The sequence below is a fragment of the Microbacterium sp. 67-17 genome, from assembly GCF_001898325.1.
GTDB lineage: Bacteria > Actinomycetota > Actinomycetes > Actinomycetales > Microbacteriaceae > Microbacterium > Microbacterium schleiferi.
Window position 1 is genome coordinate 1 of the sequence record NZ_MKTR01000016.1, and the last position, 14149, is coordinate 14149.

At 68.5% G+C, this 14149-nt stretch carries 13 protein-coding genes; 9 read left to right on the forward strand and 4 right to left on the reverse strand.

Annotated features, from left to right (window positions below; translation table 11 throughout):
* From BGO47_RS07165 to BGO47_RS07180, 4 genes are all read left to right on the forward strand, one after another.
* Positions 1–109: integrase core domain-containing protein (locus tag BGO47_RS07165; protein WP_292710297.1), on the forward strand; the 109-nt coding region annotated here is incomplete at its 5' end.
* 9 nt (positions 110–118) lie between these two features.
* On the forward strand, positions 119–484 hold the full coding sequence (locus tag BGO47_RS07170; RefSeq protein WP_292709971.1) for a hypothetical protein: 366 nt from the start codon (positions 119–121) through the stop codon (positions 482–484).
* A gap of 59 nt (positions 485–543) precedes the next feature.
* Positions 544–1305 (forward strand): DUF2510 domain-containing protein, encoded by a 762-nt coding sequence (locus BGO47_RS07175; RefSeq protein WP_292709973.1) that lies wholly within the window; start codon positions 544–546, stop codon positions 1303–1305.
* 100 nt (positions 1306–1405) lie between these two features.
* A complete protein-coding gene (locus BGO47_RS07180) occupies positions 1406–2203 on the forward strand; it encodes a sulfite exporter TauE/SafE family protein (protein WP_292709975.1) in 798 nt (265 codons plus the stop codon).
* A gap of 18 nt (positions 2204–2221) precedes the next feature.
* On the opposite strand, the gene BGO47_RS07185 is transcribed toward BGO47_RS07180, so the two are convergent.
* Positions 2222–5095, reverse strand: coding sequence for an aminotransferase (locus BGO47_RS07185; protein WP_292709977.1), 2874 nt, complete (start codon positions 5093–5095; stop codon positions 2222–2224).
* A gap of 31 nt (positions 5096–5126) precedes the next feature.
* On the opposite strand from BGO47_RS07185, the gene BGO47_RS07190 reads away from it, so the two are divergent.
* A complete protein-coding gene (locus tag BGO47_RS07190) occupies positions 5127–5840 on the forward strand; it encodes a hypothetical protein (RefSeq protein ID WP_292709979.1) in 714 nt (237 codons plus the stop codon).
* Here BGO47_RS07190 and BGO47_RS07195 read toward each other — a convergent pair.
* Together BGO47_RS07195 and BGO47_RS07200 are read right to left on the reverse strand one after the other, a co-directional pair.
* Positions 5826–7136, reverse strand: coding sequence for a glycosyltransferase (locus BGO47_RS07195; protein ID WP_292709981.1), 1311 nt, complete (start codon positions 7134–7136; stop codon positions 5826–5828). The two genes, BGO47_RS07190 and BGO47_RS07195, sit on opposite strands and share 15 nt — an antisense overlap.
* Positions 7133–9286 carry a glycosyltransferase gene (locus BGO47_RS07200; RefSeq protein ID WP_292709983.1) on the reverse strand — a complete coding sequence of 718 codons (2154 nt, stop codon included), beginning with the start codon at positions 9284–9286 and terminating at the stop codon, positions 7133–7135. The genes BGO47_RS07195 and BGO47_RS07200 overlap by 4 nt, the downstream gene beginning before the upstream one ends.
* A gap of 149 nt (positions 9287–9435) precedes the next feature.
* Between BGO47_RS07200 and BGO47_RS07205 the strand changes: the two genes are divergently transcribed.
* The 4 genes from BGO47_RS07205 to BGO47_RS07220 are packed head-to-tail and all read left to right on the forward strand — an operon-like array spanning position 9436 to position 12704.
* Positions 9436–10629, forward strand: a complete 1194-nt coding sequence (locus BGO47_RS07205; RefSeq protein ID WP_292709985.1) for a polysaccharide pyruvyl transferase family protein — start codon at positions 9436–9438, stop codon at positions 10627–10629.
* A gap of 52 nt (positions 10630–10681) precedes the next feature.
* Positions 10682–11131: a MaoC family dehydratase N-terminal domain-containing protein gene (locus BGO47_RS07210; protein WP_292709987.1), complete on the forward strand. Its 450-nt coding sequence runs from the start codon at positions 10682–10684 to the stop codon at positions 11129–11131.
* Positions 11128–11553 (forward strand): MaoC/PaaZ C-terminal domain-containing protein, encoded by a 426-nt coding sequence (locus BGO47_RS07215; protein ID WP_292709989.1) that lies wholly within the window; start codon positions 11128–11130, stop codon positions 11551–11553. The genes BGO47_RS07210 and BGO47_RS07215 overlap by 4 nt, the downstream gene beginning before the upstream one ends.
* The gene (locus BGO47_RS07220) at positions 11553–12704 is read left to right on the forward strand and encodes a UDP-N-acetylmuramate dehydrogenase (protein WP_292709990.1); all 1152 of its coding nucleotides are present in this window, start codon (positions 11553–11555) and stop codon (positions 12702–12704) included. Before BGO47_RS07215 ends, BGO47_RS07220 begins: the two co-directional genes overlap by 1 nt.
* Before the next feature lie 195 nt (positions 12705–12899).
* Here the strand turns inward: BGO47_RS07220 and BGO47_RS07225 are convergent, their stop codons facing one another.
* Positions 12900–14099 carry a pyridoxal phosphate-dependent aminotransferase gene (locus BGO47_RS07225; RefSeq protein WP_292709991.1) on the reverse strand — a complete coding sequence of 400 codons (1200 nt, stop codon included), beginning with the start codon at positions 14097–14099 and terminating at the stop codon, positions 12900–12902.
* Positions 14100–14149: the final 50 nt, after the last annotated feature.

Here is a 14149-nt window from a genome sequence, read left to right on the forward strand (position 1 = left end):
CACCTACGCCGACTGGCTCGAGGAATACAATCACCGACGACCCCACACCGCCCTCGGAGGCCACACCCCCACCTGCCGCCTTCACAACCTCACGGGTCGCTACACCTAGACTGCGCGTGTGACAGCATCCGTTCCGCCGGCATCGCCGCCCGCACCCACTGCCCGCCGCATCCCCATCCTTGGAATCATCGCGTTCGTCGTCGCCTTCATCGCCCTTGCGCCTTCGCTTGCGATCTTGCTCATCGGGTTCCTCCCCGAGATGGCGACGATCTGGTGGCTGCTGATCGTGACAATGCCTTTCTCGATCATCGTGGGGGCCATCGCCCTCGTCCTTGCCGTCATCGCGCTGATTCTGGACATCCGCGCACGTCGTGTGCTCGCGTGGTCGATCGTGTCGCTGGTTCTCTCCCTGATCACGGTTCTGGTGCCGCTGTGGCTGATCACCGGTGGCTTCAGCACTGGAGACTATGTCGCGAGCTTCTGAGCCCGAGGCTCTCGCGCATAGAGTGAAGGCGACCACTGAGCGACGAGGAACGAGAGCGGATGTCGGCGATTGCCCCCGGCTGGTATGACGACGGTCACGGTGCCCTGCGGTGGTGGGACGGCCAGCAGTGGACCGAGCATGTGCAGCCGCACCCGCAGGGGATGCCCGACCCGTGGCAGCGCCCGCGCACGGTGCCGACGCCAGAGCTTTCTCTGCAATCGCCGGAGGCGGCAGGCGACGCGGCTCCATCCGACGGCGGTCCGGCAGACCAGGGCTCCCCATCGGGGATCTTCGTGGCAGCCACCGCCCCTCAGCGCAGCCGGACCTGGATCATCTGGGTGATCGTCGGTGTCGCGATGCTCGTTGCGGTAGTTCTCGCGGCGGTGCTCATCCCGCTTGCGATCCTCGGTTTTGGACGGGTGAGCGCGCCGGCCACGGTCGAACCGACGAACGATGATGAACGCGGCGCCGTCGAGGCTGTGTACGAGTTCGACGAGGCCTGGCAGACCGCCGACTGCGATCTCTTCCTCGGGGTCACGACCGAGCGCCTGCGCGAGATCGTGCAGATCAAGGACTGCGCGACCTTCACGGGTCAGTCCGACGCCTTCACCGAGTGGTACTCGGACTACGAGATCGTCGTGACCGACATCCGTGGCCCGGAATACGAGTACACCGTCGCAACCCAAGAGAGCTACATCGCGCACTTCGACCAGGACGGCAACCCGATCGAACCGGGTGTACGGGAAGTCGTCGAGTACGAATACACGGTGGTTCCGGATGACGACGGCTGGGCAATCTACGACCTCGTGAGCGTGGAGTAGCCCCGAACCCGTCGCGTCGGGGCGGCTGCCCCAGACCAGTAGCTAGCACAGACCAGTAGGCTGGCACGGCCGGCGTTCCGGCGCCGACGAGAGCGAGCACATGACCACCACACCCCAGCCGCGCACCGCGCGCTTCTACATCGTCGCGATTCTGGTGGGTTTGGCTGCGGGCCTGTTGTCGGGTCTGTTCGGCGTCGGTGGCGGCACGGTCATCGTGCCCGCACTGGTCTTCTTTCTGGGGTTCAATCAGCGACTCGCTGCCGGCACTTCGCTCGCGGCCATCGTTCCGACGGCAACGGTCGGTGTCATCTCCTATGCGATGACCGGCTCGGTGGCGTGGATCGCCGCGATCATCCTCGCCGCTGGGGCGATCATCGGTGCTCAGATCGGCACGTGGCTGCTGCACCGACTTCCTCTTCCGGTGCTGCGCTGGGGCTTTGTCGGGTTCCTCGTGCTCGTGATCATCAGCCTCTATCTCGTGATCCCCTCGCGGGACGCTGAGATCGAGTACACGATCCTCTCGGTCATCGGCCTCATCGTGCTGGGCCTGATCACCGGCATCCTGGCGGGCCTTCTCGGTGTCGGCGGGGGCATTGTGGTCGTTCCCGTGCTCATGATCCTGTTCGGGGCGAGCGACCTCGAAGCCAAGGGCACCTCGCTGCTGATGATGATCCCCACTGCCATTTCTGGCACCGTCGGAAACATCCGGCGCAAGAACGTCGACCTGCCCGCGGCCATTGCCATCGGTGTCGCGGCGTGCACGACGACCGCGTTCGGCGCCTGGATCGCGACGCTGGTCGATCCGTTCGTCGGCAACGTGCTGTTCTCGATCTTCATCGCATTCATCGCAGTTCAGATGGCGCTGCGGGCGATTCGCGCTCAGCGCTCCGGTTCCTGAGCGGCCGGATGCCGAGCGTCACCAGCCCGTGGTGAGGACCCGGTCGAGCGAATCGACGAAGTAGTCAACCGACTCGAGTGACACGCATAGTGGGGGTTTGATCTTCAGCACGTTCAGGTAGTCACCGGTGGGCTGCATGATCACCCCGAGCGTGAGCAGTCTGTCGCAGATTGCCGCGGTCTCGTCGGTCGCCGGCTCCAGGGTGATGCGGTCACGCACGAACTCGACGCCGAGATACAGGCCCGCGCCGTGCACTGCTCCCACGATCGGGTGGGACTCAGCCAGGCGTTCCAGACGTCGCTTCAGATGCGCTCCGACGACCCGCGCGTTCTGTTGCAGACCCTCCTGCTCGATGACATCGAGAACAGCCAGACCGATCGCCGCCGAGACCGGTGAGCCGCCGGTCGATGAGAAAAAGTACCCCTGGGTGCGGTACCGATCGGCGATCTCCCGACGGGTGATGACGGCGCCGAGGGGGTGGCCTGCGCCGATCGACTTTGCGACCGCAACGATATCGGGCACGACCCGCTGCTGCTCGAAACCCCAGAACCATTCGCCGAGCCGGCCGAAGCCCACCTGCACCTCGTCGGCGATGGCGAGGCCACCGTGGCGGCGAATAGCTTCGTAGACCTGCGCGAGATACCCCGGCGGTAGCGCGACACCCCCGGCGTTTCCGAAGAAGGTCTCGCAGATGAGCCCGGCGGGAGCGTGTCCGGATGCGGCGAGGTGATCGATCACCGCAACGGCTTCCGGTCCGTACCGCTCGGCATCGTCGCCGCGATGGATGCCGCGGTAGGGATTGGCGGCGGCCACGGTATGCACCCACTCCGGGCGCGTCGCCAGCGCGTTCGGGTTGTCGGCGATCGACGTCGACACGGCATCGCTCGCGAAGGTCCACCCGTGGTAGGCCTCGCGCATCGCGACGATGTCGGTGCGGCCCGTGGATGCCATCGCCAGTCGAAGAGCGAGATCCGCTGCCTCCGAGCCCGAGTTGACGAAGAAGACTGTGTCGAGCTCCGCGGGCAGCGTCTGAGCGATGCGCTCGGCGTACTCGGTGATCACGCCGTAGTGGAAGCGAGAGTTCGTGTTGAGCAGGTTGAGCTGTCGGGTTGCCGCATCCGCGACGCGGGGATGCGCATGTCCCACCGAAGCGACGTTGTTGACCATGTCGAGGTAGACCCGACCGTCGACGTCGATCAGATACTCCCGCCATCCGCGCTCGATCCTCGGTGGCGTGTCGTAATAGTGCTCCTGAACCTCTGCCAGGACTCCGTGGCGACGAGCGAGAATATCGTCCCCGCGCGGGAGCGCCGGCGCCATCCCGAGCGCGTCGGAGACGTCGCCGACCACCTCGCGCCAGGCCTCGGCGAGATCCGCGGTGACCCGGGGAGGTGGGAGTTCATCGCCCGTCGCATGGCGCTGCACGAACAGGCGCGTGCGTGCCGGTAGCACAGCATCCGAGCTGTCGGGAACCCCGGTGATCGTGACCACCTCGTCGCCGCTGCGCCAGGTGAGGGCCCCGGCGCCGCTTGTCCACTGGCCATCGTCTCGACCGAGCGCGAGCGGCTCAGCCAGCCAGAGCGTCGTGCCGGTGGGGATCGTCGCCGGAGCAGTCGGGGTTCGAAGCGGCGCCCCGCTCAACAATGCATGCCACGCCGCAACGACGACCGCGCCGGCGCCGGCATCCAGCGTGCTCAACGCAGCCCGGTCGAGCGCCTCCGGGTCGAGCCAGGCACCCCGATCGTTCACGGGTGAGACGGTGCCAGCATCGAGAACGACAGTCTCAGCCGGGAGTGTCACCACGGGAGCGCCCTCCCATGCGCGGGTCGGCGCGGAACTGTCGGGATCCAGCGCCCGGCGTATCGCCGCGGTCATGACGGATGCCGGCACCGAGGTTGCCACGTCGAAGATCCGGCGCTCGCGATCAAGCGCCTCAGCCGCGTAATCATTCGCGTCGTCGAGGCGCACCTGCGCGCGCCCGCTCAGCACAAGCGTCGCTCCGCGCACGATGATGAGTGGCCACAGCGCCGTGACCTCGTCGTCGGTGAGGGGACACCGTGCGTGGAAGGCACGAATCGCGGGAATGACCGACATCGGGTCCGCGCCATCGTGGTGCAGGACGCAGGATGCCGTGACCGCAATTTCGGCGACGCGCCACGAGCGCATCACGTCACCGAAATCGATCACGGCGTCGGGGAGGAGCTCGCCCTCGCCGCGCAGCACGTTGTCGTCAGTGATGTCGAAGTGCCCTACCTGCAGAGGAAGGCGGGATTCGACCCGATCGAGCGCCGCGCTGGCCTCGCTCACCGCCTGATCTATCGCGGCGCGAACCTCGGCATCCGGCTCATCAGGCAGCAGGGCGCCGATGACCCTGCGTGCATGACGCAGATCCCACTGCAGGGTGCGGCTGCTCGCGGGATGCTCGAAGCTTCCGAGTGCCGCGCTGACCCGCCCCGCAAGGTCTCCGAGGCGTTCGATGGCAGCGGGGGGAAGGTAGCGCGACCCGGTCAGGGTGTGACCGGAGATGTTCTCCAGCACGCGAGCGTGAATGCGCCCCTGCGAGCTGTCCCACCAGGCCCAGAGAGCCCCCCGAGGTCCCGAGAGGACGCGAGGAAACCGTAGGGAAGGCTCGACCATCGCGACAGCATTCGTCGCCTCATCCTGCATCCGGATTTCGGTCTCGCTGAACACCGGATTACTGAGCTTCAGGACGCCGAACGGCACGTCGGAGCCTCGCGGGAAGAGACGGAAGTTCTGATCCTGCTGGCTCCCGAGAGGAATCGCGACGACGTCGATGCCAAAGGCCAGCGTGCAGAGCTTTTCGACCTCGTCGACGCCGAGGGTCGGAGTCGGCAGTTCGACGTGGTCGAAGTAGTTGAACAGTTCGGGCATGGCGTCTCCTTGGCGGCCCCATGATGGTGGAGTGGATTCTCTCACCCCCGACGATGTTCTGCCGCCTGCCCGAATCGTCTTGCCGTGGCGCCCGGCGCCGTCGCGCATCGATGCGTTCGAGCGTGTGGTCGCCTGGTATCGGGAGAATCTCCCCGAGGTGCCGCTGACGACCGTCGACACCGGTGACGTTCCGTTCGTCCTGGCAGCCTGTCGAAACCAGGCGATGGCGGATGCCGACCCCGACGAGGTCGTCGTGATCGGTGATGCCGACACGATCCCCGAGGTTCAGTCGCTGCGCGAGGCGATCCGCGCAGCGGCGACCAGTGGTGTCGTGCACCTTCCGTATACGGAGTACCGGTGGCTCGGTGCGACGGGCTCCGCCGACTATGCGCGGGGCGTGCCGCTACCCGAGTGCACCGTCGAGCAGTTCGTGTCGGGTGCCTGCTCGGGCGTGTACATCACGACACCGCGCACGTGGGCCCGCCACGGGGGACAGGATGCCGGGTTCCGCGGGTGGGGATTCGAGGATGCCGCCTGGAACCTCGCCCATCACACCCTGCTCGGTGAACCGCCGCGCCGCCACGAGGGGCGGGTGTACGCGCTTCACCACGTCGGCGAGGTCCGTGCCGGCGCGGGCTACGAGGCCAATGCCGCGCGGATGCAGCAGTACCGGGATGCCGCGGGCGACCGAGCCGCGATGGCAGCGCTCGTAGGCCTCGCGGACGAGAGCCTATCGCTCGGCTGACGTCGCCTCGGCGAGCGCCCGGTAGGCCCGCTCGGGGCCCGGATCGGCCAGTTGATCGGCACGGATCGCGGTGAGAGTCCTTCGACCCGCCCAGTCCGGATCCAGGATGGCCACGAGAGCCGACGCGAGATCCTCGGCGCTTGCCGCATTCGGGTCAAGGCTGCGTCCGACATCCTCACGCTCGATCGCTGCCGCCCCCGCGAACTGGTCGGTCGAAAACGGGAGCACCAGGAGCGGCACGCCAGCTCCGACCGCTTCGGTGACGGAGTTGTTGCCGCCGTGGGTGACGGCAGCTGTGGCGTGATCGAGTAGTCGCACCTGCGGCAGGTACTCGCGCACGAGCCAGCCTTCCGGGATCGTGCCGAGCTCGGCCGGGTCAGTGGCCCCCGTCGAGATCGCTGCGCGGACGCCGACGCGGCGCAGTGCCTCGGCGACGCGCGCGAGCACGTCGCCGCGAACGGATAGGAAGCTGCCGAAGCTGACGTAGACGAACGGTTCATCGACGGCGAGCCATGCTGCCACCGCGTCATCCTCGGGCTCGGTCCGCCGAGTCGAACCGAGAAAGACGTGCGGGGGCAGCGCCCTCCCATCGGTGCGGGCAAGCTCACCGGGATAGTTGTAGAGCACGCGCTCGCCGTGGGTAGCGAATGCATCGTCGACGCCGCGCGATCCGGCATCCAGTCGCTGTGCAACCTCGTTCCACTGTGCCGTGAACCGCGCCGAGACTTCCCCGCAGACGTCCCGGAGCGTACGCAGCTCGTCGGGGTCTGGAGAAAAGGATGCCGGCCACGCCGGAGGGAAGCCATAGACCTCACCGGCAACCGGCAGGGCGCTCGGATGGCCGAGCACCACATCGCCGTACGGGATGCCTGCCGTATGGAGCGCGAGGCGAGCGCTGAACGCAAGGTGATCGACGAGGATCGCGTCGGGTGCGACATCCTCGATCACCGCGAGGGTTGCCCGGGCACGATCCTCGGGCTGCCACATGAGGTCGGTGAGGCGCTCCCGGGCTTGATAAAGGAGCGTGGGGATCATCCCGTGACGTGTGGCGGCGAAGAACCCCTCGAGAGACGCCGCCTCGTCAGCCTGCTGCTGCGCCGTGCGGATGATTCCCGCGTTGGCGCCGCGACCAAGCGGCAGATCGACCCGCCGATAGCCGAAGCGCTTCACGATCGGATCGGTCGCGGGGCCGGTCGCGACGACGACCTCCTCGCCGCGCTGCTGCCACGCAGTCGCGAGTGTTGCGAGGGGAAGCAGGTGCGAGGCGTAATCGGGACTGATGACCAGCAGCGTCATGCTACGCCCGCTGCCCGCACGAGCTCGGCCTCCTGCTCAGCGACCTGTCGGTACACCGGAGCGAGCGCTGCCGCCATGGCCTGGATCGTGAACCTCTCGGCGACCATCGCTCGAGCTCGCTCGGCGATCGCGGGGTCGGCCAGGGCCGCGCGGTCCAGCGCGCGGTGGGTCGCCTCTGCCAGCGCGTGGACATCCCAGGTCGCGGTGAGAAACCCGGTGTCCTGGTCGGCCACGTAGGTCGCGGGTCCGCCACCGTCGGGGGCGACGACAACAAGTCCCGTCGCGAGGGCCTCCAGCAGGGCGATGCCGAACTCCTCTTTGATGCTCGCGCACACGTACACCCCGCGCCCGGCTACCCTTCCGGGGATGCCGAGCCGCGCTGCCGCTACCCAGCGGGCCGCGACGTCATTGGGGCGGTGTCCGGCGAGGATGAGGCCGCGTGCCGCGCGCTCGGCGGAGGGAACCGCGACCTCGATGCGGTCGAGCTGCTCGCGCTCATCCAGCGAGGGGTTCTCGAGGTCACCGCCGATGATGAGCAGATTCGCGCGCTCGGACAGCGCGCTGCCGGCCCACGTCTCGGCGAGCGTCGCCATTCCCTTCACGCGGTGCATGCGGCCGACGCTGACGATCAGCGGCAGATCACGCCGATCCGGCGCCAAAGCCCCGACCAGGTCGGCAAGCTCGCGCAGCGCGGGATCGGCATCCGTAGCCCCTCCCGACGCGAGGGCGACGGATCGATCGACGACCTCAAGGTCGACACCCTCGGCGACGATCGTGTGCCTTTCGGGGACGCTGTCGATGTCGACGCCGACCAGTGATCGGATGTCGTCGGCAAGGTTCTGGCGCGGGAACAGCACGCTGTGCGAGGCGGAGCCAGCAAGCGAACGCACCAGACTCGTGCGGAACCAGAAGTGCTCGGCGAGGTCGGTGTCGCCGAAGTTCTCGCGCGTGAGGGTTCCCGCCCGGTCGAGCGACTGGATGACCGCGTGGGGGTCGGGTGCGAGGGTGAAGACCGTCGGGATGCCGAGTTCGCGCGCGACGTCGGCGGCGGCGAGCGACCCGACGTCGGCCATCCGCAGGTGCAGCACGTCGATGTGGCCCGCCGCGCGCAGGAGACGACGGATGCCGCGCCGTGCCCGCACACGCAGAGGCCATGCTGCAGCCGACGGCGTGGGGCGCGCCGCGAGCGGAACATGGCCGTAGACGTGCCCCCTGCTCTGGGAGGCGACATCGAGGAGGTCAGCTGTCGCCTGCGAGATCGAGCCGCGCGAGAGTGTCAGCACGCGCTCGACGGCGCCGGGCTCGTGAGTGAGGGCGTCGCCCAGGCGCACCAGGAGGGTGGCAATCCCGCCGTTATCCCCGGCCCCCGCGGCGCTCAGCGACGGGTCGATATCGGCGTGCAGGAAGAGCTGGGCGACGGTGAGTCCGCTCGAGGTGTCGCGGGTGGGGTGAGCGAGAGCCGGCTCGAGGTCGATGACGGCCACCCGTGCGTGGTCAGACAGGGGTCCATCGGCAGTGACAAGGTCCTCGAGCGCACGCCGCACCCCGGGTTCGCCCGAGCGCTGACCCAGCGCCGCGACGGCGGCTTCGCGCACCTCCACGGCTTCTGTGTCGGTGCGGGCAATGGTCAGCAGCGTGCGCGTCGCGGACGACTGGCGTACGAGTCCGAGCGTCTCGACCAGGCGGGCCCGGCCCGCGGCATCCGTCGCCTCAGTCGATACGGCCAGCACCGACTCCAGCGCGACCGCCAGCACGTCTCCCGCGGCGACCGACCACTTCTCGAGCGTGCGCTGCGCGAGCATCCCGGTGAACCCACCGCGCCCGACCAGCGCGATCAGGCGTGCGATCGCCGAGAACCGCGGCAGCCCCTGGCCGAGCGCCCAGGCTGCGTGTTCGTGGATGAAGGGGCGGGGGTCATCGAGCAGCGAGACCAGGCGCGCCGCTGCCTGCTCGTCGAACATCTCCGACAGGGCGTGCACCGCGGCAATCGCGGCGATGTCGTCGTTGCCGGCCAAGGCTGCCGAAAGCACCCGGAGCGTACGCACACCCGGATCGCGGCCCGCCTCGAACGCCAGATCGTCGGCAGCACGCAACGCCTCGACGATGGTTGCGGCGCCGGTCACCCGGTCCATCGCTGCCTGAATCCCCATGGCGGTCCTTTCCTCGCGCGTCCCGGCGCCGCCACCCGGACAGGGTGATCGTACTGCCCGAAGGCGAACGCTGTGCCACATGCCCTTAGGGTTGACAACGCCACCGATCTGTGGCGTCTTCCCTCGTCCTGGCAATGCTGGAGAAGCCCGTGTCTGTTCTCATCATCGGTGACGTCGGCGTGCTCGATGGCATGTTCCATATCGGCGACGAGGCGATGTTCGAGGTCGCCGTGGGTGAGCTCGCTGAGCGCGGTCTCTCGCCCATCGGGGTGAGCTCGAATCCCCCCGAAACGGCGGCACGCTACGGCATCCCGGCACTTCCGCGGCTCGGGTTCGCGGGGCTCGACCGTGCCGACGCCGCGCGGCGCGCCGACCACCTTCTCGCGGTAGCCGCGGGCTCGGCTGAGCTCTCGCCGGACGACCCGGCGGCTGAGGTCTTCGCGACCCTTGATGGGGCGCGGTTGCTCGTCAACGCGGGCGGCGGAAACCTCGCGACCCGCTGGCACAGCCACGTGTTCGAACGCACGACCCTTGCACGCCTGGCTCGTGCGAAGGGAGTGCCGGTCGTGGTCACGGGGCAGACCCTCGGCCCCGACCTCGACGCACCCGATGACGCAGCGGTGGCACGGATGCTGCGCGAGGCGGCTCTCGTCGGCGTGCGAGAGCCTGACACTGCCGCTCTCGTCGACTCCTGGGGACTGAGCGCGACCCTGAATGTCGACGACGCATCCTTCCTCGGCCTCGGCCTCGGCGCAGAGGGGGAGGCCGGTGAGTCAGCGCCGCGCGGGGGAGTCGTCGTGAGTCTGTCGGGCTGGTTCGCGGGGCGACCAGCCGACCAGGTCGAGCAGCACATCGCGGAGCTCGCGGATGCTGCAGCACGAACCGTCGGGCCGGTCTCGTTCCACGCACACTTCGGGCCGCTCGATCCCGCCGCGCCCGCACGGGGCGACGCAGCGCTGCACGAGAGGATCAGGCAGCGGATGTCGGAGCCCTCGACAGTCATCCCCACCGGAACGTCCCGTGAGGCGGCAGCGCTCGTGCACGGTGCCGACCTTCTCATCACGGGCCGCTATCACCCCGCTGTCTTCGCAGCGCCGGCAGGCACGCCCGTGCTCGCGTTGTCTGCCGACCGGTACACGCGCATCAAACTCGGGGGAGCACTCGGACACTGGGGCCAGACCGGCGTGCTCGATCTCGACGAGCTGCCGGACGCGCCGCGCCGGCTCGAGACGCTTGTCGCCGACACCGCCGCCATTCGTGATGAGGCGGCCGCTCGCCTGCCACGGCTGCGCGCGGCATCCCGGCAGTGGTGGGACCGCATCGCGGCATCCGCCCGGAATTGACCCGTCGACCGCCGCCCCAGGACACTTCGCCCTCGCTCGGTAGGATGGCCTCGTGCCTGTGAACCCTGAACTGGTCGGGCGGGACTTCCCGCCGACCGCCCCGTATCTGGTGGGACGAGAGAAGGTCCGGGAGTTCGCGAGAGCTGTGTTCGCTGACGACCCGCAGCACACCGACCCCGACGCTGCCCAGGCGCTCGGATACGCCGATGTCGTTGCCCCGCCGACCTTCGCGATGGTCATTCAAGACCTCACGCTGCAGCAGCTGCTCGCGGAGCCGGACTCCGGAATCGAGCTGCACCGCCTCATCCACGCCGAGCAGCGTTTCGCCTACACGCGTCCGATCGTCGCCGGCGACGAGCTGGTTGCGACCCTCGCCATCACGCAGGTGCGTCCGTTCGGTAAGGGCGCGATGGTCACGAGCGAAGCCACCATCACGGATGCCGATGACGCACACGTCGTCACGGCCACCTCCGTGCTGCTGGTGGGAGGGGACGACCAATGAGCGCGCACACCATCGACTCTGCCGAGCTTGCCGTCGGCGATATCGTCGCGGAGCGCACGGTGCACCTGACGCGCGAGTCGCTCGTGCGCTACGCGGGAGCATCCGGCGACTTCAACCCGATTCACTACCGCGATGACGTCGCGGCATCCGTCGGTCTTCCCGGCGTGCTCGCCCACGGGATGCTGACGATGGGCCTGGCCGTCGAAACCGTCGTGCCGTGGCTCGGCGATGCGGGCCGCATCCTCGAGTACGGCGTGCGGTTCACGCGGCCTGTCGTCGTCGACCCGGATGCCGGCGCCGACGTCGCCGTGCAGGGCAAGGTCCTCGCGCTCGACGAAGAGTCCGTGACCATCGATCTGAGCGTGACCGCCGGCGGCACGGCGGTGCTGGGCAAGGCGCGCCTGCGCGCCCGCCGAGGCTGATGCCCGAGATCGCACCCAGGCCGCTGTCGAGCCTGACAACACTGCGCACCGGCGGCGAACCCGCCCGGATGTGGGAAGCCCACGATCGGGACGAACTGGTCGCGGCGCTCCGAGACACCTGGGCGAGCGGGGAGCCGTGGTTCGTCCTCGGCGGCGGTTCGAACCTGTTCGTCGGAGATGAACCCTTCGAGGGCACCGTGATCCGCATCCTGACCCGCGGTATCGAGAGGTTGCCCGCGCCGGCGCCGCAGGTGGCGCGGCTGCGCGTCCAGGCCGGTCACGACTGGGATGACCTCGTCGCGTACACGGTGGCCGAGGGGCTGTCGGGGATCGCCGCGATGTCAGGCATCCCGGGCACTGTCGGTGCGGCTCCCGTGCAGAACGTGGGCGCGTACGGTCAAGAGATCGTGCAGACACTCGTCGAGGTCGAGCTGATCGACGAGAGCACGGGCGAGGTGTCGACGGTTCCCGCTGCTGAGCTGGGGCTTGGCTTCCGTACGTCGGTTCTCAAACATCACCACGGCTCCGAGCCGCTTCGGCGCGCCGTCATCCTGTCGGTCACTCTCGATCTGCTCGAGGTGGGGCCAGCTCCCCGACGGCTGCGGGGTGCCCAGTTGCGGCAGGCGCTGGGCCTTGAGCAGGATGACGAGGTCACCCTGCAGTGGGTGCGCGATCACGTCTTGGCAACCCGCGCCCGCAAGGGCATGGTGCTCGATGACGCCGATCCCGATACCTACAGCGCCGGTTCGTTCTTCCAGAATGCCGTCGTGTCGGCATCCTTCGCCCGAACGCTGCCGCCCGAGTGTCCGCGGTGGCCCGTTCGGCCCGACGGCGCCGATGCGAGCCCGGAACCGGTTCGGATCATCCCGCTCGACACCTTCGACGGGTACATCCCCCCGGCTGCGGTCGAGGATCCGGATGTCAAGGTCAGCGCCGCGTGGCTCATCGAGCATTCCGGCATCCGCAAGGGCTTCCATCTGCCGCGTTCGCGCGCGGCTCTGTCGAGCAAGCACGCGCTGGCACTGACCAACCACGCCGGCGCGACTGCCGCCGAGATCGCGGAGCTCGCCCGCTTCATCCAGGGCCGGGTTCAGGCAGAGTTCGGACTCCTGCTGCAGCCCGAGCCGGTCCTCGTCGGCGTCGACCTGTAGGACCTGCTCGGCGTCCGGCCTGCCGCCCGGCCCGGTCCCGGAGCCCCGTCGCAACGGCGCATGGATTCGGCGACACCCCGGTCTGTGGTGCTTTGGCCCGGCGTGTCGGCAAAAGGGTGCGCCGTTGCGACCACGCGGGGCGGGCCGCGAGGGCCGCGAGGGCGGACCGGCGGGAAGCGAGAGCGTCAGGAGCGGCTAGGAGAACAGGCCCTGCATCCGGCGCACGCCCTCCAGCAGCGCGTCGTCGCCGAGCGCGTACGACATGCGGAGGTACCCGCTGGGACCGAAAGCCTCGCCCGGAACGACTGCCACCTCGATCTCATCGAGGATGAGGTCGGCAAGCTCCAGCGAGGTCTCGATGCGCTTGCCGTGCCACTCGTGTCCCAGCAGACCCTGGACGTCGGGGTAGGCGTAGAACGCGCCGAGCGGTGTGGGAACCGTGACCCCGGGGATCTTCGCCAGTTCCTCGACGATGACGCGACGGCGCCGGTCGAAGGCCTGTCGCATCTGCTCGGCTTCATCCTGAGGCCCGGTGAGTGCTGCGATCGCCGCCCGCTGAGCGATGTTGTTGACGTTGCTCGTCAGGTGCGACTGCAGGTTCGCCGCGAGCTTCATCGCGTCGGCGGGGCCCACCATCCAGCCCACACGCCAACCTGTCATCGCATACGTCTTCGCGACACCATTGACCAGGATCGTCTGCCCCGCGAGCTCCGGCACGGCGTGCACGATCGAGACCGCGGTAGCCCCGTCATAGACGAGGTGCTGATAGATCTCATCGGTGATGACCCAGATGCCGTGCGCGAGCGCCCATTCACCGATCGCGCGGGTCTCCTCCTCGGTATAGACCGAGCCGGTCGGGTTCGACGGTGAGACGAAGACGAGCGTCGTGGTGCGCTCTGTGCGCGCCGCCTCCAACTGCTCGACAGTCACCTTGTAGTCCTGGTCGGCACCGGCGAACACCTCGACCGGGATGCCGTCAGCAAGCTGGATCGCCTCGGGATACGTGGTCCAGTACGGCGCTGGCAGGAGCACCTCGTCGCCCGGGTTCACGACTGCCTGGAAGGCCTGGTAGACGGCCTGTTTGCCGCCGTTGGTCACGATCACCTGGGATGCCGCGACCTCCAGCCCCGAGTCGCGCCGGGTCTTCTCTGCGATCACCTCACGCAGGTCCGGGAGGCCGGCGGCCGGCGTGTAGCGGAAGTTCTTGGCGTCTTGCAGCGCGGCGGCTGCGGCATCCACGATGAACTGCGGCGTCGCGAAATCCGGCTCGCCCGCCGCGTAGCTAATGACCGGCCGGCCCGCGGCCTGGAGCGCCTTTGCCTTCGCGTCGACCTTCAGGGTCGCGGACTCGGCGATAGCGGACAGTTTGCGAGACAGGGGAGCACGTTCGGTCACAGAATCACATCGTAGTCGGGGCGCATGAGCGACACCCGGATGCATCGCCA